This is a genomic window from Marinitoga aeolica (assembly GCF_029910535.1).
GTDB classification, from domain to species: Bacteria; Thermotogota; Thermotogae; order Petrotogales; family Petrotogaceae; genus Marinitoga; species Marinitoga aeolica.
In genome coordinates, this window is record NZ_CP069362.1 from 1473246 (window position 1) to 1497529 (window position 24284).

Annotated in this window: 22 protein-coding genes; 20 read left to right on the forward strand and 2 right to left on the reverse strand. The window is 27.9% G+C overall.

Annotated elements, in window-relative coordinates; translation table 11 throughout:
- Window positions 1-42 precede the first annotated feature (42 nt).
- The 5 genes from JRV97_RS06875 (at window position 43) to fliD (ending at window position 9417) form a co-directional block, all read left to right on the forward strand.
- Window positions 43-2211, forward strand: coding sequence for a sodium-translocating pyrophosphatase (locus tag JRV97_RS06875; RefSeq protein WP_280997457.1), 2169 nt, complete (start codon window positions 43-45; stop codon window positions 2209-2211).
- Between the two features lie 29 nt (window positions 2212-2240).
- The gene (locus tag JRV97_RS06880) at window positions 2241-6224 is read left to right on the forward strand and encodes a GGDEF domain-containing protein (protein WP_280997459.1); all 3984 of its coding nucleotides are present in this window, start codon (window positions 2241-2243) and stop codon (window positions 6222-6224) included.
- A gap of 14 nt (window positions 6225-6238) precedes the next feature.
- Window positions 6239-7078, forward strand: coding sequence for a PHP domain-containing protein (locus tag JRV97_RS06885; protein ID WP_280997461.1), 840 nt, complete (start codon window positions 6239-6241; stop codon window positions 7076-7078).
- A gap of 74 nt (window positions 7079-7152) precedes the next feature.
- A complete protein-coding gene (locus tag JRV97_RS06890) occupies window positions 7153-7533 on the forward strand; it encodes a flagellar protein FlaG (RefSeq protein ID WP_280997463.1) in 381 nt (126 codons plus the stop codon).
- 18 nt (window positions 7534-7551) lie between these two features.
- Entirely contained in the window at window positions 7552-9417 is a 1866-nt protein-coding gene (gene fliD, locus JRV97_RS06895) for a flagellar filament capping protein FliD (protein WP_280997465.1), read from the forward strand.
- 20 nt (window positions 9418-9437) lie between these two features.
- On the opposite strand, the gene ribF is transcribed toward fliD, so the two are convergent.
- Both ribF and JRV97_RS06905 read right to left on the reverse strand, forming a co-directional pair.
- Complete coding sequence (gene ribF / locus JRV97_RS06900; protein WP_280997467.1) at window positions 9438-10328, reverse strand: riboflavin biosynthesis protein RibF; 891 nt, start codon at window positions 10326-10328, stop codon at window positions 9438-9440.
- Between the two features lie 40 nt (window positions 10329-10368).
- A complete protein-coding gene (locus JRV97_RS06905) occupies window positions 10369-11391 on the reverse strand; it encodes a 6-phosphofructokinase (RefSeq protein WP_280997469.1) in 1023 nt (340 codons plus the stop codon).
- A gap of 180 nt (window positions 11392-11571) precedes the next feature.
- Here JRV97_RS06905 and JRV97_RS06910 point away from each other — a divergent pair, with 180 nt between their 5' ends.
- The 15 genes from JRV97_RS06910 (at window position 11572) to JRV97_RS06980 (ending at window position 24282) form a co-directional block, all read left to right on the forward strand.
- Complete coding sequence (locus JRV97_RS06910) at window positions 11572-12042, forward strand: chemotaxis protein CheX (RefSeq protein WP_280997471.1); 471 nt, start codon at window positions 11572-11574, stop codon at window positions 12040-12042.
- The gene (locus tag JRV97_RS06915) at window positions 12039-12332 is read left to right on the forward strand and encodes an AtpZ/AtpI family protein (protein ID WP_280997473.1); all 294 of its coding nucleotides are present in this window, start codon (window positions 12039-12041) and stop codon (window positions 12330-12332) included. Before JRV97_RS06910 ends, JRV97_RS06915 begins: the two co-directional genes overlap by 4 nt.
- A gap of 286 nt (window positions 12333-12618) precedes the next feature.
- The gene (gene atpB / locus JRV97_RS06920; protein ID WP_280997475.1) at window positions 12619-13443 is read left to right on the forward strand and encodes a F0F1 ATP synthase subunit A; all 825 of its coding nucleotides are present in this window, start codon (window positions 12619-12621) and stop codon (window positions 13441-13443) included.
- Between the two features lie 57 nt (window positions 13444-13500).
- Window positions 13501-13797, forward strand: a complete 297-nt coding sequence (locus tag JRV97_RS06925; RefSeq protein ID WP_047267521.1) for a F0F1 ATP synthase subunit C — start codon at window positions 13501-13503, stop codon at window positions 13795-13797.
- Window positions 13798-13841: 44 nt separating this feature from the next.
- The gene (atpF, locus tag JRV97_RS06930; protein ID WP_280997480.1) at window positions 13842-14333 is read left to right on the forward strand and encodes a F0F1 ATP synthase subunit B; all 492 of its coding nucleotides are present in this window, start codon (window positions 13842-13844) and stop codon (window positions 14331-14333) included.
- Window positions 14330-14884, forward strand: a complete 555-nt coding sequence (gene atpH / locus JRV97_RS06935; RefSeq protein WP_280997482.1) for an ATP synthase F1 subunit delta — start codon at window positions 14330-14332, stop codon at window positions 14882-14884. Before atpF ends, atpH begins: the two co-directional genes overlap by 4 nt.
- Before the next feature lie 5 nt (window positions 14885-14889).
- Window positions 14890-16407 (forward strand): F0F1 ATP synthase subunit alpha, encoded by a 1518-nt coding sequence (gene atpA / locus JRV97_RS06940; protein WP_280997484.1) that lies wholly within the window; start codon window positions 14890-14892, stop codon window positions 16405-16407.
- 14 nt (window positions 16408-16421) lie between these two features.
- Window positions 16422-17258, forward strand: a complete 837-nt coding sequence (atpG, locus tag JRV97_RS06945) for an ATP synthase F1 subunit gamma (protein ID WP_280997486.1) — start codon at window positions 16422-16424, stop codon at window positions 17256-17258.
- Window positions 17259-17275: 17 nt separating this feature from the next.
- On the forward strand, window positions 17276-18685 hold the full coding sequence (atpD, locus tag JRV97_RS06950) for a F0F1 ATP synthase subunit beta (RefSeq protein WP_280997488.1): 1410 nt from the start codon (window positions 17276-17278) through the stop codon (window positions 18683-18685).
- Between the two features lie 11 nt (window positions 18686-18696).
- Window positions 18697-19092: an ATP synthase F1 subunit epsilon gene (atpC, locus tag JRV97_RS06955; protein WP_280997490.1), complete on the forward strand. Its 396-nt coding sequence runs from the start codon at window positions 18697-18699 to the stop codon at window positions 19090-19092.
- Window positions 19093-19497: 405 nt separating this feature from the next.
- Window positions 19498-20793 (forward strand): radical SAM/SPASM domain-containing protein, encoded by a 1296-nt coding sequence (locus JRV97_RS06960; protein WP_280997491.1) that lies wholly within the window; start codon window positions 19498-19500, stop codon window positions 20791-20793.
- A 39-nt stretch (window positions 20794-20832) separates the two neighbouring features.
- Window positions 20833-20997: a hypothetical protein gene (locus JRV97_RS06965; RefSeq protein WP_280997493.1), complete on the forward strand. Its 165-nt coding sequence runs from the start codon at window positions 20833-20835 to the stop codon at window positions 20995-20997.
- 103 nt (window positions 20998-21100) lie between these two features.
- On the forward strand, window positions 21101-21301 hold the full coding sequence (locus tag JRV97_RS06970; RefSeq protein ID WP_280997495.1) for a hypothetical protein: 201 nt from the start codon (window positions 21101-21103) through the stop codon (window positions 21299-21301).
- 85 nt (window positions 21302-21386) lie between these two features.
- The gene (locus tag JRV97_RS06975) at window positions 21387-23906 is read left to right on the forward strand and encodes a WD40 repeat domain-containing protein (protein ID WP_280997497.1); all 2520 of its coding nucleotides are present in this window, start codon (window positions 21387-21389) and stop codon (window positions 23904-23906) included.
- Between the two features lie 166 nt (window positions 23907-24072).
- Window positions 24073-24282: a hypothetical protein gene (locus JRV97_RS06980; RefSeq protein WP_280997498.1), complete on the forward strand. Its 210-nt coding sequence runs from the start codon at window positions 24073-24075 to the stop codon at window positions 24280-24282.
- Window positions 24283-24284: the final 2 nt, after the last annotated feature.

The window sequence follows — 24284 nt, forward strand, 5'->3', positions numbered from 1 at the left end:
TTTGACATATATAGAAACATAAATAGCGAGGGGAGGGAAATTATGTTATATTACATGCTTATAATACCATTATTGGCATTAAGTTTTGCAGTATTTAATTATTATTCTGTGTTAAAACTTGATGAAGGCACAGAAAAAATGAAAGAAGTTGCTTTAGCTATTCGTGAAGGTGCAAAAACATTTGTAAATCACGAGTATAAAACTGTAGGGTTGTATGTTGTATTTATAACCGTTATTTTGATGATTGTAACAGATATTAATGTTGGAATTGCTTTTATAATTGGAGCAATAATGAGTGGAAGTGCAGGATATGTAGGAATGAAAATGGCTACATATGCAAATGTTCGTGTTTCCAATACGGCAAGAAAAACAAAGAATATAGGAAAAACACTTAAAGTAGCCTTCCAAGGTGGAAGTGTTATGGGGCTTTCTGTTGCAGGATTTGCGTTACTGGGATTAATACTTGTATATATAATTTTTGGTATATGGAAAGGTCAGTTAAATAAAGAAAATATTGTTGTAATCAGAAATTGGTTGGGGATAAGTTACATACCTTTTGCAATGACTATTTCTGGATATGCTCTTGGATGCTCTATTATTGCTATGTTTGATAGAGTTGGAGGAGGTATATATACTAAGGCTGCAGATATGGGGGCGGATTTAGTTGGTAAAACAGAACTGGCATTGCCAGAGGATGATCCGAGGAATCCTGCTACAATAGCGGATAATGTTGGAGATAATGTTGGAGATGTTGCGGGATTAGGAGCAGATTTGTTGGAAAGTTATATAGGTGCAATAATATCATCAGTCATATTGGTATTATATGCAAGCTTTTTAATTTCTAGAGATGTTAAAGAAATTTCATATATAACAACTTTTAAATTAGCATTATATCCACTTTTTTTTACTATATTAGGACTTATTGGTGCAATGATAGGAATATTATATGTAATATTTAAAAAGGGATCTGATAATCCACATAGAGAATTAAATATATCATTATTTTCTTCAGCAATACTTACAATAGTTTTCACATTTTTTTTAAGTATATTGTATTTAAAGGATGTTCCTCATGATGAATTAAAATTAATGAGTTTTAGATATGGTGTTTATTCTCCGTGGTTATCAGCAATAGTGGGTATTTTTTCAGGGATATTAATTGGTTTATTAGCGGAATATTATACCAGCGATAAGTATCATCCAACTAAAGAATTGGCTAAATTTGCTAAAGGTGGACCAGCTATAGTAATATCTAAGGGTATGGCATTAGGTATGAAAAGTGTATTATATCCAGTATTTATGTTGATGTTTGGTATTTTAATAGCAGATTATTTTTCTGGGTTATATGGTGTTGCTATGGCTGCTATGGGAATGTTATCATTTGTTGCGGCAACGGTTTCAGTTGACTCTTATGGGCCTGTTGCAGATAATGCAGGTGGTATAAGTGAGATGGCAGAATTAGAACCTGAAGTTAGAAAAATAACAGATATGTTAGATTCTGTTGGAAATACAACAGCAGCTATTGGTAAAGGATTTGCTATAGGATCAGCAGCATTTGCAGCATTATCTTTGTTTGCATCATTTGTATATTCACAAATAAACCCATCCATGCAAGTGGATTTGAAAAGTTTTTTAAATATTAATTTAATCAGTCCAAGGACTATAGCAGGTGCTCTTTTTGGAGCAGCGTTACCATATTTTTTTAGTGCATATTTAATTGATGCGGTGGTGAATGCGGCTGAAAAAATGGTTGAAGAAATCAGAAGGCAATTCAAAGAAATACCTGGATTGATGGAAGGAAAAAATAAACCGGATTATAATAGATGTATTAAGATCAGTAGTGACGGAGCTTTAAAAGAAATGAAAATTCCTGCTTTAATTGCAGTATTAACTCCATTAATATCTGGATTTATATTTGGAACGGATTTTGTTGGAGGCTTATTAGCAGGAACTACTTTTAGTGGTGTTATGTTAGCAATTTATACCGCAAATTCAGGTGGAGCATGGGATAATGCGAAAAAATATATTGAGAATGGGAATTTAGAAGGCGAGGGAAAAGGAACAGATGCACATAAAGCATCTGTAGTAGGGGATACTGTTGGAGATCCTTTAAAGGATACAGTTGGACCATCATTAGATATATTAATAAAAATAATGGCTGTTACCTCTTTGATTACAGTTTCTATATTTAAAATATATCATTTATTTTAACTTTTATTTTAATTTTGGGAGCGATTGCTTTGGAAGAATTACAGTTTTTTTTGAGAGAAACTCTTTTTGGCAAGGAATATTTAAAGATAATAGATAATAGAACTTTCCGTGTAAGAATCACGGAAAGCTTCTTTTTTCAATATGAGAGATATTTGAAAATATTAAAAACATTAGAATCATTAAATGAGTTTGGAATAAATTTACCAGAAAAAATAGAGTATGATAATGAAAGTTATGCTATAAATTTTGAATATTGGAATGAAGTTCCAATAACAGAAATAGAGATAAATGAAGAAATTTATTATAATATTTTATATACAGTTTTTGATATAGTGGATAGATTGACACATTCTTCTAACCTTATTATTCCATACATTTATTTAGAGGATATATTTATAGATGAAACAAATAATGTTACTATGATTCCATCTATTTTTATTCCTGAAGAAAATGATAAAATAATTATAAATAACAAGAAAAATGAAGATGGAGTTATAGATTTATTGATTAAATTCGCAGTAAAATTATACTCTTTGATGGGTAAAAAATATGAAAAAATCGATAACTTTGTTAATAAGATAAAAAATGAAACCTTTGAATGTGTTCATGACTTGTATAATTTATTAACAAATTCCTTTGATTATACAAATAAAAAAGAGAAAATTAGGATTCCTCATTTTATAAATAGAGATATTGAAAGAGATAAAATTTTAAAAGTTATAGGGAAAAAGCATATTTATATATATGGTAACCAACGTGTTGGTAAAACAAGACTAATAAATTTTATGGAATTTAAGTTTAAAGAATTAGGATATACTGTGATAAAGGCATCTAATATTAAAGATTTATTTCCTGGGGATATTGCTATACCACAAAGCTTAAATGTGTTCTACTTTTTAAAATTGATAGATTTAATGAAAAAAAATCAAGAAGATCTTAAATTAATAATAATAGTTGATGATTATCAGGAGATTGATATTAAATTTAAAAACTTTATTGAAGATATTATTAGTAAAAATTTTGATTTTCCTTTTTCTTTTATTTTACTATCCCACATTTCACCTACTATAAGATTTGAAAACACTGAATATATTAAGTTAAAACCTTTTGATAAGAAAAAAACAGAAATATTATTAAATATATTATTATCGAGTACATTCCTAAAAAAATATCCAGAAATAGTCGATATAGTATATAATTTATCAGAAGGATATCCAGGACATATTTTTCAAATTGTAAAAGATTTGGTAATGTTAAAAATAATAGAAATTGAAGATGGAAAGTATGAGTTTTATCCTGAAAATTTAAAGGATAAAAAACTGATAGATTTAGCTATAGAAAAAATTAAAAGAATTCCTGAAGATATAAGAAAAGACTTAAAATATATTTCTCTCCTGGGTTTTAAATTTAACGAAGATGAAATCAAACACCTTGAAAAATATTTCAAAAAGTCATTTGATATCTCAATTTTATATGCAATTGAAAAAGATATAATTCTTAAAGAAAACAGTGAATATAGATTTTTTAATCTAATATATCAAGATTTATTTCACAATAGTTTATCAGAGGAAGAAAAAAGAATAATTCATGTATATTTATGTCAGAGAAGCGATTCTTTGAAAAAGAAAATATTTCATTTAAAAAGTTCAGGCAAAATAAGAGCAACTATAGCTTTAATTATAAAAAAAATGAAAGAATCTTTATTTAAATGGGAAAATTTGAGTTTTATAGATTATGGTTTTAATGAAATTAAAAATCTTACAGATAATATTCCTTATTCAGCAATAGGAATTTATCTGTCAAAAAAATATTTTTTTAATGAATATAATGAAGATATAAAAAAATATATTGAGTTAATCAGTAAAAGTAAAGTATATGGTTACATAGCATATTTATTCTTAAAGTTTTCAGATAAGAAAACTTTGAATGATATGCTTATTAAGTGGATTAATGATGAAAAAACTACAGACTATAAAAAAGTATTATATATTTATTATTATCTAAATATAAATTTTTCGAAATTAAAAAAAGAAGAAATTTACGATTATTATTTTAAATTTGAAAGTATATTTTCAAAATATGCACACTTAAAAAAATTTAAAACCATTAAAGGTATGCTATTAAATATGCTTGGCATAAAACTTGAAACAGAATTACCGGAACTATCTTTAAAATATTATAATGAAGGGTTAAGTATAGCTTTGGAGGTAAATTATAAAAGATTAATTCAGATAATATATAGTAATATGGCAATACTATATGAAAGTTTAAATTCTAATCTTTCTGAATATTATAATAAGAAAGTTCTTGAAATTTCTGAAGAAATAGGGGATTATCAGACATATAATAGAGTGTTAATAAATATTGCTAATAATAAATTATATAAAGGGGAAATAAAAGAATTTTTTGAAATTGTAAATAGAGCAGAAAAATATTCTAAAATAAATAATGATTTTAATAGTTATATACTTGTAAATGATATAAAAAATTATTATTTTTTATATGCAAAAGATTATTCCAATCTTGATAGTAATATAAGGAAAGTGGAGAATTATATAAAAGATAAGCCATTTTTAAAAAGCAATATAAATGAGGTAAATGATAATATTTACGTATTAAAAGCAATCTTTGAAAAAGATAAAAGCTTTTTTGAGAACAAAAAATATAAAGAATTTATATTAAAAAACGATTTTCTTATTAATCTTTATAAAGTAGTGTTTGAAAGTGATGAAAAAAAGATTTATGATTCATGGATATTTTTTAAAAATAATCCACTGATTTATTTCAAAGAAGAACTAATAAATACAGCTTCTGAAAAAATTGCAAATTATTCTTTTAACGATGAATATGAAAAATGGGCAATAGAATTAATCAAAGAGTTTAAAGATAAAAAACTATCTCTGGCTTTGCTATATGAAGGTTTGGGTTATTTTTATAATGTAAAAAGAGAAAAATTCAAATCTTTAAAGTATATAAGAAAGGCACAAAAAATATATGATGAATTGATGATGAAAAATAAATTTGAAGAAATAAATAAATATTTAATGAATGAATTTAATATTCCAACATTTATATATGAAGAAAATTATTCATTGAAATATAAAAATAATCAGTATAATTATTATAATTTAATTTCAAGGATAAAATCATATGAAAAAATAAATAATCTAATTATAGATTTATTAAAATCAGACTCTCCAAAATATCTTGTGGATAAGATAGGAGAATATTTAAGAGACATATTTCCAATTGATGAAATTTTGATAAGAATAATAACAAATGACTATGAAGTTGAATATAACTTTAATTTTAAAGATGAAAATGAATTGAAAAAAGATCAATTCCTTATAAAACCATTAAAGTTATCATATATATCTGATTATAAAGATTATAAATATTATATATATTTGGCTAATTCTAATATAGAATTGAGTCAAAAAGAAGCTGCAGAAATCCTTGATAATATAATAATTATTGAAGATGTCCTTTACTCTATTCTGGATAAAATAACTCATTATGAGCATAGTATTTTAGATCCATTAACAGCAGCATATACTAGAAGATATATGGAAAATAAATTGAAAGAACTATATGGACTATATGAGAGATATAACTTTGATTTTTCAGTTATATTAATTGACCTTGATGATTTTAAAAAAGTAAACGATGAATATGGACATCAAAAAGGGGACGAAGTATTGGTTGAACTTGTGAAATCTTTAAAAACGCATTTAAGGGATTTTGATATGGTTTGTAGATATGGTGGTGAAGAATTTTTACTTATTTTACCTAATACTAATCTTGATGATGCAAAAAAGATAGCCCAAAGATTATTGAAGGATATAAATAAGGATTTGTTAGAAAACACAAAAATGAATATTACATGTAGTATGGGAGTTTCTTCTATTTCAAATATTACAAAAGAACCAAAATTAAAATTATTAGTGAAAATAGCAGATGAAGCTCTTTACAAAGCAAAAAATAATGGAAAAAATAGAGTTGAAGTTTTATGAGAGGAGTTTAATTTATGTTACTGGATTTGCACTGCCATAGCACTTATTCTGATGGAACGTTATCTCCACGACAACTTATTAAAAAAGCAAAAAATCTGGGAATAAAAATATTTTCTATTACAGATCATGATACCATAAAAGGTCAAAATGAAGCTATTGAATTTGCAAATGAATTAAGTTTAAAATATATTCCAGGGGTTGAGATAAATGCGGAATTTCCAACATTAATGGATATTCTTGGATATAATATAGATATAAAAAACGACTATTTAAATTCAATACTTGAAATTATATATAATAAAAGAATAGAGAGAAATAAATTGATGATAGAATTATTAAAAAAAGAAGGGTTTAAAATAGATATTGAAGATTTAGAGGGTTTATCTTTATATACTATAGGAAGACCACATATAGCAAGAATATTATTAAAGAAAGGATATGGCACATCAGTATCACAGATTATAGAAACATATTTGACAAGAGGGAAATCATGTTATATAGAGAGATTTAAATTTTCGCCTAAAAAAACTATTCGAGCTATAAAAAAAGCTGGAGGATTAGCTGTTTTAGCCCATCCTAAAAAATTGAGATTATCCAACAATCAACTGGAAATACTTGTAAATGAATTAAAAGATTATGGACTTGATGGTATAGAGTGTTTTCATTATTCAAGTGATCCACATTATACAAATTTTCTCATAGATTTAGCAAGAAAAAATGGACTATTAGTTACTGCAGGTAGTGATTATCATGGTTCAAATAAACCTTATGTATCATTGGGTGTTTATGTAGAAAACTTTGTAATTCAAGATACTATTAATTATTTTGTTACAAATTATTATAAAAAAAGCTAATAATTATTCCTTATATGTCCGATATATAAATAGGAAAGTTTTAATCAGGAAAGGATTCCTATGGGGGTGTAATTATGGGAGAAATGAACAGGATAAATGGTGATTTTTCAAGTTTTATAGACTCACTTACTAAAGATGTAGACATTTCAAAAAAAAGCGGTCAAAAAACCACTACAAAGACTAATGTAAACAAAAATCAGGAACATCAAGTATCAAATAATGCTCTCGATACGAGGAATTTATCTAAAGTAATTGAAGAGAAATTAAACAAATTAAAAGAGATATTTAAGGGTGAAGTGAAGTTTGAAGTAAACGATGATATAAATATGATAATTGTTAAAATTGTTGACAAAGATTCAAAAAAAGTTATTAGACAAATTCCTCCAGAAACAGCTGTGAAGATGGCAGAAATGCTGGATAAGCTGGAAGGCATTTTTCTTGATGAACGTGCGTAGATATGGAGGTGAAAAAATATGAGTGAAAATAGTTATCTTGGCTCTTTCCAATTTGGAGGAGTAGCAAGTGGTTTGGATACATCAGCCATTATAGATCAATTAATGTCTGTAGAAAGAAAACCATTAGAAAGACTTCAAAATGAATTCGACACATTACAGCTAAAGCAAAAAGCATGGAAAGAGGTTGACTCAAAACTTAGTGATTTTTGGGACTTCCTTGCAACATTTAAATTAAAAAGTAATTTAATACCTAAAAGTGTTCAGGTAAGTGATGTGAATGTTTTATCTGCTACAGCTTCTACTTCAGCAAGCAATGTTAGTTTTAAGGTTAAAGTTAATTCATTGTCATCCTCAACAGCCCTTACTCCAAATAATACATTAGGAAATATACCTGATTTAACAACACAATACTATCAATTAGATGGTAGAACTACGCCTGTGGCCGGGACATTTACTTTAAAGGCATTGGATTCATCGGGTAATGTATTAGAAAGTACGCAAATTAGTTTTTCTGGTACTGATACAATTGGTGACATAATAAATCAAATAGATACAAATTCAACATATTTTACAGCTTCACTTGATAATGGGAAGTTGAAAATAGAAGAAAAAGCTGGAATGGAAGGAACTGTATCAAAAGTTTTATTGGGAGATTCTTCTGATACAAGTAATTTTGTAGATGTGTTTAATTTAGAGGGTTCAGATTTTGTTCCAGGGGGTGCAACTGCTGGGTATATTGAAAGTACTGTGCACGCTGGTGCAATAAACACATCTAAATTATTATCCGATATAAGTTCAGATGTTGCTTCAGGGATAATAAGGATAAATGGAACAGAAATTACTGTTAGTTCAACAGATACATTGGGAGATTTAATTGCTCGAATAAATGCTTCCAATGCCAATGTAGTAGCATGGTATGATGAAAATGAAGATAAATTGATGATTAGAAATAAAGAGGGTGGCCCCCAATCAATTACTATAGAAGATGGAGATTCAACAGGTAGTAACAAAACTAATCTTTTAGATGATTTATCCTGGGTAGATAATTCAGGGAATTATATGGGGACTATTACGGCAGGTACTGCAGCAAATGTTGGAATTGATTTAGATGGAGATGGAACTGCAGATTTGACAAAAACTACATGGGGAAATACTGTAGAATATAATAATGTAACCTTAAATTTAAAATCAATATCCAGTGGATGGGTGGATGTTCAGGTAACTCAAGATGCAGATGCAACATATGATAAAATAAGTGAATTTGTAGATAAGTATAATGAGGTTATAGGTTATATATATGATAAATTAAATGAAGAACCAGTAAAGGCTGAAAAAGGTCAAACATTATCAGAAGAAGATAAAATGAAGGGTATTTTAAAAGGCGATGAAAATTTACAGGATATTTTTTATAATTTAAGAGATATAGCATATGGGGTTATTTCATGGTCCTCTGATGTGAATGCTGAATATAATTCTTTATATGATATTGGTGTTAATTCTGGTGATGCTGGGGGCTCTTATGAAAATACAATGAAAGGCATTTTACAAATAAATGAAGGCAAACTAAAAGAAGCTATTCAAAATAATGCTGAAGAAGTCTGGAAATTATTCGCTTATGAAGACGATAACAATAAAGGAATAGCAATACAATTTAAAGATTATGTTTGGGATACAACAAAATTTGGTGGAACAATAGATCAAATTTCCGGGACAACTGGTACTATAGGTACCGAAATGAGGGATATTGCGAAAAGAATGACAACTTTGGTTGATCAACTGCAGAGAAAAGAAGCATATTATTGGCAAAAATTTTCAGCAATGGAACAATCAGTGTCTCAGATGCAATCACAAGGTTCGTGGATAGCAAGTGCATTTGCAAAATAAATAAAATAAGGTAGGATTACCTACCTTATTTTATTTATGATTTTTCTTGCATTGTCCTCATCTTTTATCATCTGATTGATAAGTTCTTGCTTTGAATTAAATTTTATTTCTTCTCTAAGGAATTTTAATACCTCAATTTTTACTATTTTATTATATAAATCTCCAAAATAATCTAAAAAATAAATTTCAACTTTAGGTTCAGTTATTTTTTCATTAAAAGTTGGACGAAGTCCAACACTCATTAATCCATAGTATTTATATGAACTATTTTTAATTCCGCCTTTTACTAAATATACACCATAATGAGGATATATTACTTCTTCCTTATATCTTATATTGATATTAGCAGTTGGAAATCCTAATTTGAAGCCAATATGTCTATCTTCATATACAGGGCCTTCGAGTGTCCAATTCCTTCCCAGCAAGTTATTTGCTTCTTCAATATTACCCGATAGCAAAGCGCGCCTAATAAACGTAGAACTTATCCTTGTTTCAGAAGTTTTTATATCTTTTAAAACCTCAACATAATAGTTGTTTTTATGTTGTTCAGCTAGAAGATAGGAAACATCACCTTTTCTTTCTTTCCCAAAAGTAAAATCTTCTCCACAAACAATAGCTTTCATTCCTTCTTTTACGAGAAAATTCAAATATTCTCCATGAGTTATATGTATTACATCAGGTAATTCGAAAATTTCTGTTTCAAAACCCATACTTTGGATTATTTTTTCTCGTTCATATGAAGGTAAAATAACCCCTTTAAAATTCCCAAAGTATTTTGTTGCAGGATATTTCATAATATAAGCTTTTGGGATTAAATTATTTTTTTTAGCAACTTCAAGCGTTTTTTTGAGAATAATTTGGTGTCCTTTATGAACGCCATCGAAAGTACCTATAGTTACTGCATAATTCATTATAAAAATTCACCTCTATAATATAATTTAAATTATCTTATTAATCAAAGAATAATTGAGCTAACTTATAGTATTCAAAAGGTACAAGTTTTTTAGTAGCTACACCATATTCTAGTGGGATAGATACAATTTGATTTCCTTTTAAAGCAACCATTCTTCCAAAATCCTTTTCTTTTACAAGATTCATGGCTTCCACACCATATCTTGTCCCAAGAATTCTATCGAATGCAGTAGGAGTTCCTCCTCTTAATAAATGCCCTAACACAACTGATCTTGTTTCGTAACCTGTTTTTTGTTCAATAATTTCAGCCAAATAATGAGCAATTCCTCCAAGTCTAATATGTCCGAAAGCATCTATAGTAGATTTATCAGCAACCACCTGTTCTAATTCTGTTGGTTTAAATCCTTCTGCTACAGCTATTATCATATATTTTTTTTCTTGCATTCTTTTATTCACATAGTTTACAATTTCATTTATTGTCATTGGAAATTCTGGTATTAATATTAAGTGAGCACCAGCTGCCATACCAGCTTCTATAGTTATCCACCCAGCTTCTCTTCCCATTAATTCAACAATCATGACTCTTTGATGCGATTTTGCAGTAGAATGTAATCTATCAATAGCATCTGCTCCAACATTTACGGCAGTATGAAAGCCAAAAGTATAATCAGTGTTTGAAACATCATTGTCTATCGTTTTAGGAACACCAATAACTGGGTATCCTAAGCTGGACAACCTTGCAGCAACAGACAATGTATCATCGCCACCTATTGCAATTAGTGCATCGAGTTTCATTTCTTTAAAATTTTTTTCAAGTAATTGTCTGCTTTCTTCATCTTTAAAAGGATTAACTCTGGCTGTTCCTAATATAGTTCCGCCTAATATATGAATACCTTCAACATCGTCATTGTCCAATTTTATCATTTCTTTTGTAAGCATGCCTTTCCATCCATTAAGAATACCGTAAGTTTCATAGCCTTCACCTGCAGCATGAACAATACCTCTTATAACTGCGTTTAATCCAGGGCAATCCCCTCCACCTGTCAATATTCCAACTCTCATTTTTTCCCCTCCCTTTTTAAAAAATTTTAAATAAAATAAAGAGATAATAATTATAAAAGATAATAATTATATATATTTAATTATACCAGAAAAATTGTCTATTGAGAAAATTATTATAATGTTGTAATTTAGTTAAAATTATAGTATAATATTTGTGAAATAAATAAAGGAGGATTTTTTATGAATGTAAAAGTTATTAATTCTATATTAGATGCTTTTTCAAAAACCTTTAAAATGGCAACAAATAATATGGATATAGTAATTCAAAAACCTGTTGTAGATAAAGGGGATAATAGATCTTATGAAGTTGTTGTTACTATAGGTTTTATAGGCGATCTTGATGGGAATATTCATATGGGATTGTCTGTTGAATCAGCAAAAGTTATAGTTTCTCAAATGATGATGGGCATGCCTGTTGAAAAACTGGATGAAATGAGTTTAAGTGCTCTGGGAGAATTAGGAAATATGATTTCTGGTTCTATTGCAATAAATTTGGAAAAATTAGGGTATAAGATAAATATTACACCACCATCGATAATGCATGGAAATAACATTATCTTTATAAAAGATGGAATATCGTTGAGATTTCCTATGAATATTGATAATAAATTTTCTGAAGAATTTTTTGTTGTTTTAAAAAGTTCAATATGAAAAATCATAAGATAGATGTTAAGATTTTTGCTAATCTTAACTTAATTCTTTTTTTTGCACTAACGGTATTAGCTAATATATTTATTGGATATTTAATAGGTTATGGGTTATCTTCCTTAACAAATAATGATATTTGGAAGATAGTGTTTTTATTTTTAGGGATAATTTCTGGACTATATAATGGCATAATGGAATTGCTAAAGGAGGCAGAAAAACAGGATAATGAACTCAGAACTAAAAAAGAAGGCAAAAGAGATAATAATAAAAATAATAATTCTTTCGATGATTGAATTTTTAAGTTTGTTATATTTTTATAAAATTACTGCGTTGTTTATTTTTCTTGGTAGTGTCGGAGCGATTGCGGGAATCTTAATGATAACTGAGGAAATTAAAACATTATTAACAAAACCCAAACGTAAAATTTTAAAAGGTTATATAATTAGATACGCTTTTTTTGGTATAATCCTACTTGTTGCAGGGCTTTTTTCAAGTGAAGGTTTATTTTTAACTTTTTTGGGTTTAATGAATATGAAGTTTGCGGCTCTTATTTCACCAAAATAACAGGGAGGAATACATATGACTCAAGGACAGAAAAAGACATTATTAACTCTTTTTTTGATTTATGTGGGATTGGGATTAATTAATTTTATATTTTTCCCTTCAGCAAATTTAGAAGGTGTTGGGTTAAGATGGGTATATTCCTTTGGTGATACTCCAACTTTTTGGAACACTATTAATCCAATGACGGTTATTATGTCAGGTGTTATTATACTAATATTAATTATTTTTGCTGCTGGAGTAAAATTTGAATTAATACCTAATAAAAAACAGGCTTTGGTTGAATCCTTGCTTGGATATTTTTGGGAATTAGTTGAAGATGCTGTTCCAAATCCGAAGTATAGAAAACCGATTTATGTAATTGCGACAACATTATTTTTATACATATTAATAGCCAATCTTTTGTCAGGTATGCCTGGTATAAATGTTTCACCAGTTGGAGACGGATTAAAAGTAGCTTTGTTTACGGATACATGGTATACACCAACATCTGATTTAAATACAAATGCTACATTTGCTGTAATGGTACTTGTTATCAGTCATATTTTTGCAGCATCAGCAAAGGGAATAATTAATTGGTTAAAGATGTTTATTGAACCAACACCATTATTATTACCTTTAAACTTGATTGGTGAATTGGCAAAACCTGTTTCGCATTCGTTGAGGTTGTTTGGAAACATCTTTGGTGGAGGAATATTAGTTTTAATTATTAGTTATATGTTAAAATATTTTGTTTTACCTATATTTTTATGGGGCTTTTTTGGTATTTTTGTTGGATTAATACAGGCATTTGTTTTTTCTTTATTAGCAATAGCATATATGGGGTCTTTGCTTGAAGAATAAATATAGCTAAGAATTTGTAGCATATTATAATAAAATTTTGTAAGGAGGTAGATTAGAATGGCTGTTGAACAAGTAGCACAAGAAATAGTAAAATCTGGAAGTGAGGCTGCATTAGGTACTGGATTGTATTATTTAGGTAAATTTGTAGGTGCAGGTTTAGCTATGGGAATTGGTGCTATTGGACCTGGTGTTGGTGAAGGTACTGTTGGTGCCCATGCTATGGATGCTATGGCAAGACAACCAGAAATGGCTGGTACATTAACTACACGTATGTTATTAGCTATGGCTGTTACAGAATCTACAGGTTTATACTCATTGGTTATTGCGCTATTAATGTTGATCGTATTACCATAATTGTAATTTCGGGGTAAGAATCCCCATAAAAGGGGGTGTAATGAGTGTTAGATTTTAATTTTACATCAATACTTAATTTAGTAGGGTTTACAGTATTAGCATATTTTTTATGGGTTATGCTATATAAACCCTTTTTTGAGATGGCAGATAAAAGAAGGCAAATTGTTGAAAGCGAATTAAATCAATCAGAAAAATTAAGAAAAGAAGCTGAAGAAAAATTACAAAATGCAAATAAGGAATTAGAAGATATAAGAGCGAAAAAAGAAAGTATTATAAAAGAAGCTGAAGAATTAGCAAAAAGCATAGTATCAAATGCTAAAGAAGAAGCAACTGCTGAAAAAGCCAGAATTATAGCTTCGGCAGAAAAAGAAGCAGAGGAAATAAAAGAAGAGGCATTTAAAGATATACAAAATAAAGTGGTTTCACTCTCAATTGCAATTGCTTCAATGATATTAAAGAAAAATGTTGATGAAAAAGTTAATGAGGAAATTGTAAAAAGAGCATTTGAAGCACTTGATAAGGGTGAAAAATTATGAAAAATTCAATATCAGTTGCAACAAGATATGTAGAAGCTTTTTTAGAATATTTATCTGAAGAAAATAAACTGGATAAATTGGATGAATACGTTAATGCTATAAAAAAAGTTATAGATAAAATTCAAGGAGATAAGAAGTTTTATGATTTAATAGGTAATCCTTTGTTGCCAAAGGATTATATTACTATGCAAATTATTAAGGCTTCAGAAATTGAAGATGCTAATTTCAATAAGTTCATTGAAGCTTTAGTATATAAAAAAAGGCAATTAATGTTACCAATGATCTATATATTACTTGAACAAAAGAATAATGAATTAAAGAAATTAATAAAAGTAAAAATGATAACACCATATGAATTAAAAAACAAAACAATAGAAGAATTAAAAGAAATAATCTTCAAAAAAACTGGAAGAAAAGCTATATTGGATTCAGAAATAAAAGAAGATTTAATAGGTGGAATGCAGTTACAATTAGAAGATAAAGTATTTGACTATTCTATAAAAGGTATGCTGGAAAAAATCGGACGCGAGTACGCTTCCAAGCGGGGGTGATTTGTTTGAGAATAAATCCTGATGAACTCGAAAAAGTTATTGAGGAACGTATAAAATCATATGAATCAGGTGAAATAAAGGAAGTTGGATGGATAATTCAGGTTGGTGATGGTATTGCCAGAGCATATGGTTTAAAAGATGCTATGGCAAGTGAATTAGTTGAAATCCATACCGATACTGGTGATGTTGTAAATGGTATGGCATTAAACCTTGAAGAAGATAATGTTGGTATAATAATTTTAGGTGATTATAGGCTTATAAAAGAAGGGAATAAAGTTGTTAGAACAGGTAAAATTGCAGAAGTTCCTGTTGGTGAAGAGCTATTAGGAAGAGTTGTTAATCCACTTGGAGAACCATTGGATGGTAAAGGGCCAATAAATGCAAAACACACAAGACCAATTGAATTTAAAGCCCCAGGTGTTGTTTTAAGAAAACCTGTCGATACACCATTACAAACAGGTTTAAAAGCTATTGATACAATGATTCCTATTGGAAGAGGACAAAGAGAATTAATTATTGGCGATAGGCAAACAGGTAAAACAGCTATAGCCATTGATACAATAATAAATCAAAAAGGTAAAGGTGTTCACTGTATTTATGTTGCTATTGGGCAAAAAGCTTCAGCGGTTGCAAGAACAGTAGCAAAATTAGAAGAATATGGTGCTATGGAATATACAACGGTTGTTGTGGCTAGTGCAAGTGATCCAGCATCATTATTATATTTAGCTCCTTATGCTGGTGCTGCAATGGGAGAATATTTTATGTTTAATGGTAAAGATGCATTAGCAGTTTATGATGATTTGTCAAAACATGCTGCAGCATATAGGGAATTATCTCTTCTTTTAAGAAGACCACCAGGACGTGAAGCTTATCCTGGAGATGTTTTCTATTTGCATTCAAGATTGTTGGAAAGGGCTGCTAGATTGCATGAAAATTATGGTGGTGGATCATTAACAGCTTTACCAATAATTGAAACTCAAGCAAACGACGTTTCTGCATATATTCCAACAAACGTTATTTCTATTACAGATGGACAGATTTATCTCGAACCATCATTGTTCTATGCAGGCCAAAGACCTGCTGTAAATGTTGGTTTATCCGTTTCAAGGGTTGGTGGAGCTGCTCAAATTAAGGCTATGAAACAGGTAGCTGGTAGTTTGAGGCTTGACTTGGCTCAATACAGAGAATTAGAAGCATTCGCTCAATTTGCAACTGAATTAGATGAATCTACAAGAAAGCAATTAATCAGAGGTGAAAAACTTTCTGAGTTATTAAAACAGGGTCAATATGTTCCAATGGAAGTTGAAGATCAAGTAGCAGTTGTTTTTGCAGGTGTAAATGGATATCTTGATGATATACCAACACAAAGCATTAGTAAATTTGAGAAAGAATTCTTACAATTCTTAAAATCAAATAGACCATCAATTTTAGAATCAATAAAGACAAAGAAGAAAATTGATGATGACTTAGATAAGGAGCTTAGAAAAGCTATTGAAGACTTTAAAGCAGCTTTTCAAGCTTAAGGTGGTGACATCTTATGAGTCGTGGAAAATTAAGGATTCTTAAACAACGCCGTGCATCTACACAATCCACAATGAAAATCACAAAAGCTATGGAAATGGTAGCTGCTGCAAAAGCTAATAAAATAGTTAAAGAAATTACGGCGTTAAAGGATTATGCTCATTATGCAGAGAAAATAATAAAAAAAATATCTCCTGTTGAGGATAGTATATATACGTCAAATAATAAAGGAACTTTAATAGTAGTAATAACTCCTGATATGGGATTATGTGGAGCTTTTCCTATTGAGTTGTCCAAAATGGCTATTGATTTATCAAATAAAACAAAAGATTTTGTTGGATTTTATAATATAGGTTCTAAAGGAGAAATAGAGTTAAAACAAACAGGCAATTTGTTACTATCCAGAACTAAATTATATGATGTTCCAAAGCAAGAGGATGCGGAATATATTTTGGATGATATTATAGATATTATAGAAAGTAAAAATATAGGAAAAGTTAAGGTAGTATATGGAGCATTTAAAAATGCTTTGGTTCAAAAACCAGAAGTTGTGGATTTATTACCAATAAGTTTTGAAGGTGCTATGGATCCAAGGGTTGAATATGAACCAGATTCTAAAGAATTGTTCGAAGAAGCTGCATATTTATATCTATTATCAAAAATGTATTTAATTATATATGAAAATAAGATTAGTGAACTGTATGCCAGAAAAAATGCTATGCATAATGCTACAGATAATGCAAAGAATTTAATTGAAAAGCTTACTCTTGCATATAATAAAGCAAGGCAGGCGTCAATTACACAAGAATTAATAGAAATAGTAAACGGTGCTCAGGCATTGCAGGAAGAATAATATTGGGGGTGTAATAAGTGGAAAAAAATATTGGAAAATTAGTAAGTATAATAGGCCCCGTTGTGGATGTTAAATTTGAATCAGGAAAGTTGCCGGAAGTATATAATGCTCTTGAAGTAATTAATCCATATACAAATAAAAAATTAGTATTGGAAGTTGAACAATTAATAGGAGATAACACAGTTAGATGTGTTGCCCTTGATTCAACAGATGGATTAAAAAGAGGCCTTGACGTTGTAGATACTGGTGCCCCTATCAAGGTGCCTGTAGGTGATGTAACATTAGGAAGAATGTTTAATCTTTTAGGTGATCCAATAGATGAAAGAGGCGAAGTAGAAGCGAAAGATTATTGGCCTATTCATAGAGAACCACCATCAATAAAGGATCAATCAACAGATATTGAAATATTAGAAACAGGTATTAAGGTTATTGACCTATTAGCGCCATTCCCCAAAGGAGGTAAAATAGGGTTCTTTGGTGGTGCTGGTGTTGGTAAGACTGTTCTTGTTATGGAACTTATAAGGAATATTGCAATTGAACATAAAGGGTTATCATTATTTGCTGGCGTTGGTGAAAGAACCAGAGAAGGTAATGATTTATGGTTAGAAATGCAGGAATCAGGAGTTTTACCCAATACAGCCTTAGTTTTTGGTCAGATGAACGAACCACCAGGAGCAAGGTTTAGAATTGCATTAACAGCATTAACAATGGCTGAATATTTTAGGGATGTTCAAAAGAAAGATGTATTATTGTTTATAGATAATATCTTTAGATTTGTTCAAGCTGGTTCAGAAGTTTCCGCATTGTTAGGGCGTATGCCATCTGCAGTTGGTTATCAGCCAACATTAGCTACAGATGTTGGACAATTGCAAGAAAGAATTACATCCACAAAAGATGGATCTATAACCTCTGTTCAAGCAGTTTACGTTCCAGCTGATGACATTACAGACCCTGCTCCAGCAACAACATTCTCACATTTAGAAGCAACAATAGTTCTTTCAAGGCAAATAGCAGAATTAGGGTTATATCCAGCAGTTGATCCATTAGACTCAACTTCAAAGGTATTGGATCCAGCAGTTTTAGGTGAAGAACATTATCAGGTAGCTCGTGGAGTGCAACAGGTATTACAAAGATATAAAGATTTACAGGATATTATTGCTATTCTTGGTATTGAAGAATTATCAGAAGAGGATAAATTAACAGTTCAAAGAGCTAGAAAAATACAAAGGTTCTTAACACAACCATTCTTTGTTGCAGAGAAATTTTCCGGTATTGAAGGACAATATGTTAAAATTGAAGATACAGTAAGAGGATTTAAAGAGATTTTAGAAGGTAAATATGATCATATACCAGAGCAAGCATTTTATATGGTTGGAACAATAGAACAAGCAATAGAAAAGGCAAAAAGTATGGGAATTAAAGTATAAGGAGGGGGAAAATGTTTGATTTAAAAATTGTAACCCCCAGAGGAATCAAAGCAGAAATGAAAGCAAATTATGTCGAATTTACTACAGTAGAAGGTGGAATGGGTGTTTTAACGAATAGATTGCCCATAGTTGCTAAGCTTAAGGTTTCACCTTTAAAGGTAAAAACAGAAGATGAAAAAGAGGAATTGTTTGCCATTCATGGTGGTATAATGGAAATGGATGGAAAGGAAATGGTGATTTTAACGACAGCTGCTGAAAAGCCAGAGGAGATAGATGTAGAAACAGCTATGAAATCAATAGAAGCTGCTAAAGCTAAATTGAGTCATGCGGCAAATACAGCAGAAAAAGCAAAAGCTCAGGCAGAAATAGAGAAAAATATGGTAAGAATTTCAATAGTAAAAAAATAAGGGACCGAAAGGTTCCTTATTTTTTTATATAATCTTAAAAATAAACCTAAAAATTAACAATAAAAATATATCATTGATATAATAAATGTGTAAATTTATTAAATTTAAGAAAAGAAAAATTTACCATAAATTTACGTTAATGTTGTTGATTTTTTTTTTTTTTTGATAAAATTATCGTGAATTGAATAAGTGAAAAAAATCTTTATTTATATTTTAATATTAAAAATATTATTCATCAAAAATTTGTGAACTATAAAGTTATAAATTTCACAATATATTTATTGATAATAATAGAATTAAAATTTTTAGTTTATAAAATTTGTTGTATCTACGTAGATATAATTCTAAACCTTAAATATTTAGCCGGCTGATACCTTAATATTGATAAAAGGGGATGGTAATATTATGAATTATAAAGATTTTCACATTTTTGAAAAATTAAATGAAAAAATTATTTTTTTCCCGGAAAGTTTATCCTGTTATAAGTTAGATGAAAATTCATATAATATTTTAAAAAATTATAAAAAAAGGAATATTGATTTACCAACAGAATTAAAAGAATTTATTGAAAATAACAGAATAAAAAATAGTGAATCTATTAATAAAGAAAAAATTTTTTATGATAATATTAATTTTAATACTTTGGTGTTAAATGTAGTACAAGAATGTAATATGAAATGTATTTACTGTTTTGCTGATAATGGTACATATGGAAATACATCTATAATGAAATTTGAAACTGTAAAATTAGCATTAGAAAAATTATACAATAATAAATTTGATCAATTATCCATCTCTTTTTTTGGCGGAGAGCCATTATTAAATTTTAAACTTATAAAAGAAGTTGTCGAATATATAGAAAAAAATTTTGATCAAAAGCCTTCTTATAATATAACAACAAACGGAACGTTGTTAAACGAAGAGACAGCAAAATTTTTAAAAAAATATAATTTTAAAGTAATGATAAGTATTGATGGAAATGAAGAGGAAAATAACCTATTAAGACCATTAAAAAATAACGAAAATTCATTTAGAAAAATTGTAAATGGAATAAAATTGTTAGAAAAATTTGAGATTGACTATTATACAAGAATAACAGTTACAAAATTTAATCAAGAATTTGATGATTTTTGGAAAGTATATAAATTTAAAAATGTGGTTCGTGCATTTGTAGCTCCAGAAGATTATACATTATTACCTGATTTAAAAAAATACAATAAAAAAATAGAATCATATGTTTCTGGAAAAGATAATACAATTTCAGAAATAATATTATCTTCAATAATAGTTAGAAAAAATAGAATTAAAAACAAGAATCAATTGAAGATAAACTGTTTAGGAGGCGTAAGAGAAATTTCGCTCTCCGCTGATGGAAATTTGTATATGTGTCATCGCGCAACAGGAATTGAAAAATACTATATAGGTAATATATTTAAAAATACACATGATGAAATAATAAAATCAGCATACAACTTATTTAATAAAATAATGATAGGAATTGAAAATGAAAGATGTAAAAAATGTTGGGCAAAAAATTTGTGTGGTGGGGGTTGCCATTTAAAAAATGATCTACAAAAAGGATATCCAAAAGAAATTAAAAATTATTTTTGTGAACTTATAAAATTAGAATATGAATGGGCAATGGTTTTATTATCAAAAGAAATAGCCAATAAAGAAACAAGCAACAAAGTTATCATTTGAGGTGGCTTTATTGTAATAATTCTAAAAGGGGGTATTGATATGTCATTCAAAATTATTAGTTTAAATGAACCAGAGATTTTATCAGATTCATCAGATTTAACACCGTGTGATAGTGATCCCGGTGCCGGAGATGGTGGAATGTCCTGTTTATTTATTTGTGCTCCAGGTAGTTGGGATAGAGTTTTAGAAGAAATTATGGTATGAATGGGCAATATTTTATTATCAAAAGAAATAGCTAATAAAAAAACAGCAATAGAGTTGCTATTTGAGGTGACTTTATTGTAATAATTCTAAAGGGGGTATTGATATGTCATTCAAAATTATTGGTTTGAATGAGCCAGGGATTTTATCAGATTCATCAGATTTAACACCATGTGATAGTGATCCCGGTGCCGGAGATGGTGGAATGTCCTGTTTATTTACTTGTGCTCCAGGTAGTTGGGATAGAGTTTTAGAAACTGGAAATCCAGGTGGAGATATATACGCACCATCAAGCGGAGATTGCTAAAATAATTTTTTAATTAAACTCACCTGACACACCTGCATTTATTGATGCAGGTGTGTCAAGTATTAAAAAGGGAGGAAGTATTTTTATGATAAAAAAAAATATATTATTATTAATGTTTATTTTTCTTATAAGTTTAAGCTTTTCCATTAAACTGGATGAAAAAAAAATAAATTCAGCATATGAATATGCTATAAAAAATTATGCAAAATATAATACTAAAAATTTAGAAATATATTTTGAAAAAAATGCTAATTTTTCTCCATATATAGTTAAAATAGCATTATATTACCAAAATGAAATAAATAATTTAATAAAAATTTTTAAAATAAAAATATTCAATAAAAAAATTCCTGTAATTTTATTTGATACTAGAAAAGAAATAGTAGGATTATCAGAATATCAAGTTGGTGGTTTCTGGAATAATAAAGTAGTTTTTGGAACGCCTGTTAATTTAAAACATGAAATTGTACACGCTATTGATTTTTATACCTTTAAAGGAGAAAATCCATTTTTTAAAGAAGGACTAGCAAATTGGTTCAAATATATTAATGATGGTCTTGATCTAGGTTCAAAATATCATTTTTATGTTAAATATATGATTAAGTATTCTCAAGAATATAGGAATCTTAATTATGAAGAATTATATAAAAAAATATTTTTAAACTGGAAAAATGGATATACATTTGGAGCATCTTTTATAGGTTTTTTTATTGAAGAATATGGAATAAATAGATTTAAAAATTTTTATATAAATTTAAATAGTTGGAATAAACGTCAATTAAAAGAAAATATAATACCTTATATGATAAATTGGATTAAATGGTTAAAAGACGAAAATAACACTTTCAATTATTCAGAAAATTTTATTAAATTATGTAATAAAGAAGAAAATAAAAATATAAATTTAAAAAAATTTACATCAATAAAAAACATATATTATAATGATTTTTATTATACATCAAATAATAGAATAATATTAAATAAGAATATAAATGGAAATTTATATTCTTATACTGCTGTATATGATTTAGATTATAAAAAAGTGAAATTATACAAAGGAACTTTTGTAACAGACTCAAAAAATTATTTATTAACAATAAATAACATAGTTAATATAAATTTTTATAATATACAAAAAAAATCTATATTATATAAAATCAATACTGATTTAGAAAATATAAGTAAAGCTTATATCTCTGAAAGTGAAAGAAAAATCTTTTTAGTAAATGGGAAAAAAATTAAAGAATATAAAATAGAAAATGGCGAATACATAAAAACGATAGATTATGACAAATATATATCTACAATAAACGAAATAGATGGAAATATAATATATGGAACAACAGATGGAAATATAATAATGGAAAATAAAATTACAAAAATATCAAATGAGCCTATCAGAAAAATTGTTGAAACGGAAAAATACATAATAATACTTTCTGGAATGGATGAATTAAGTATATTGGAAAAAAATACTTTAAAAATTATAAAAAATATTAATAATAATGAATATATACATGATATATCAATAAACAAGAAAATACAGGCATTATATATATTATATGAAAAAGGAATAATTCAAAAAATAAATTTAAAAGATTTTAAAATAGAATATGAAAAGAATGCAGGATTTGATCCTTTAAAAAATAAGGTAATATTAACAGATAAATACTTCATAAAAAGTGATGAAGATTATATAAACTTTTATCTTTTGGAAGAAGGAAAAAAAGAGAATGAAATAAAATATGAGCAAATAAAATTGAAAAAATATAAAGAATGTGAAGAAAATATAATGTATTATGAATATCAAAATGGATATGAAATAATAGAAAATGAATATGCAGAATTAACAATAAAAAAAGAAGATCAAACAATTTTAAAAAAAGAATTAGAAGATTATTTATCAAAAGTAAAAATAGTAAAAGATAAGTTATTTATCTCATGTGAAAATGGAGTAATTGAAATCTATGATCTAAAAACTGGAGAATTATTATATAAAGATAAAAAAATACAAAAAATAGCTGATTTTGATGGAAAATATATATATTATGGGAATAAAAATAATGAAATAGTAAAATATGATTATAAAAATAAAAAAGAATTAAAAAAGTATAAAGGACATTATGGAATAATACAGGCAATAAATTTAACCAAAGATAACAAATACATAATATCGTATAATGGGTTAAGTGGAAGTATAAACTCAAATCCTGGAAATAGAATATTGATACATACTTTAGGAAAAGAGGCATATATAAGATCAATAACAATATTAAATCCTATCAAAAAAACAATCATTTTAAAAGATGGTTATCAACTATTAATTGAAGATACAAAATCAAATATATTTATATACAATATTTTAAATGGTAAATTAGAAAATATAATAATGCATCCATTAAAAAATATAAAAGCATTAGATATAAATGAAAATAAATTGATAATAACAGATGGAGAAAAAATAATGATATATAATATAACAACTGGTGAAATAGAAAAAGCATTAATTACAAAAGAATTTATAAACAACATGAAATATATAGAAGATAATAAAATAGCAATTATTGTAGATAATATAATTTACATTAATGAGGGAAATAAATGATATAGGAAGAGCCCTTAGAATTTTGAATTATTTTTGTGAACTTATAAAATTAGAATATGAATGGACAATGGTTTTATTATCAAAAGAAATAGCCAATAATGAAACAAACAATAAAGTTGCTATTTGAGGTGGCTTTATTGTAATAATTCTAAAAGGGGGTATTGATATGTCATTCAAAATTATTAGTTTGAATGAACCAGGGATTTTATCAGATTCATCAGATTTAACACCATGTGATAGTGATCCAGGTGCTGGAGATGGTGGGATGTCCTGTTTATTTACTTGTGCTCCAGGTAGTTGGGATAGAATAGCCGAAACTGGAATTTGTGCTGAAGATATTATACCACCTATATTAATTCCAGGTTCATGTAATTAATT

What these genes read in the sequence shown, in the direction of transcription:
- JRV97_RS06875 (WP_280997457.1), top strand. Translation starts at nt 43, where the DNA reads ATGTTATATTACATGCTTATAATACCATTATTGGCATTAAGTTTTGCA.
- JRV97_RS06885 (WP_280997461.1), top strand. Translation starts at nt 6,239, where the DNA reads ATGTTACTGGATTTGCACTGCCATAGCACTTATTCTGATGGAACGTTA.
- JRV97_RS06890 (WP_280997463.1), top strand. Translation starts at nt 7,153, where the DNA reads ATGGGAGAAATGAACAGGATAAATGGTGATTTTTCAAGTTTTATAGAC.
- fliD (WP_280997465.1), top strand. Translation starts at nt 7,552, where the DNA reads ATGAGTGAAAATAGTTATCTTGGCTCTTTCCAATTTGGAGGAGTAGCA.
- ribF (WP_280997467.1), bottom strand. Translation starts at nt 10,328, where the DNA reads ATGAATTATGCAGTAACTATAGGTACTTTCGATGGCGTTCATAAAGGA.
- JRV97_RS06905 (WP_280997469.1), bottom strand. Translation starts at nt 11,391, where the DNA reads ATGAGAGTTGGAATATTGACAGGTGGAGGGGATTGCCCTGGATTAAAC.
- JRV97_RS06910 (WP_280997471.1), top strand. Translation starts at nt 11,572, where the DNA reads ATGAATGTAAAAGTTATTAATTCTATATTAGATGCTTTTTCAAAAACC.
- JRV97_RS06915 (WP_280997473.1), top strand. Translation starts at nt 12,039, where the DNA reads ATGAAAAATCATAAGATAGATGTTAAGATTTTTGCTAATCTTAACTTA.
- atpB (WP_280997475.1), top strand. Translation starts at nt 12,619, where the DNA reads ATGACTCAAGGACAGAAAAAGACATTATTAACTCTTTTTTTGATTTAT.
- JRV97_RS06925 (WP_047267521.1), top strand. Translation starts at nt 13,501, where the DNA reads ATGGCTGTTGAACAAGTAGCACAAGAAATAGTAAAATCTGGAAGTGAG.
- atpH (WP_280997482.1), top strand. Translation starts at nt 14,330, where the DNA reads ATGAAAAATTCAATATCAGTTGCAACAAGATATGTAGAAGCTTTTTTA.
- atpG (WP_280997486.1), top strand. Translation starts at nt 16,422, where the DNA reads ATGAGTCGTGGAAAATTAAGGATTCTTAAACAACGCCGTGCATCTACA.
- atpC (WP_280997490.1), top strand. Translation starts at nt 18,697, where the DNA reads ATGTTTGATTTAAAAATTGTAACCCCCAGAGGAATCAAAGCAGAAATG.
- JRV97_RS06960 (WP_280997491.1), top strand. Translation starts at nt 19,498, where the DNA reads ATGAATTATAAAGATTTTCACATTTTTGAAAAATTAAATGAAAAAATT.
- JRV97_RS06965 (WP_280997493.1), top strand. Translation starts at nt 20,833, where the DNA reads ATGTCATTCAAAATTATTAGTTTAAATGAACCAGAGATTTTATCAGAT.
- JRV97_RS06970 (WP_280997495.1), top strand. Translation starts at nt 21,101, where the DNA reads ATGTCATTCAAAATTATTGGTTTGAATGAGCCAGGGATTTTATCAGAT.
- JRV97_RS06975 (WP_280997497.1), top strand. Translation starts at nt 21,387, where the DNA reads ATGATAAAAAAAAATATATTATTATTAATGTTTATTTTTCTTATAAGT.
- JRV97_RS06980 (WP_280997498.1), top strand. Translation starts at nt 24,073, where the DNA reads ATGTCATTCAAAATTATTAGTTTGAATGAACCAGGGATTTTATCAGAT.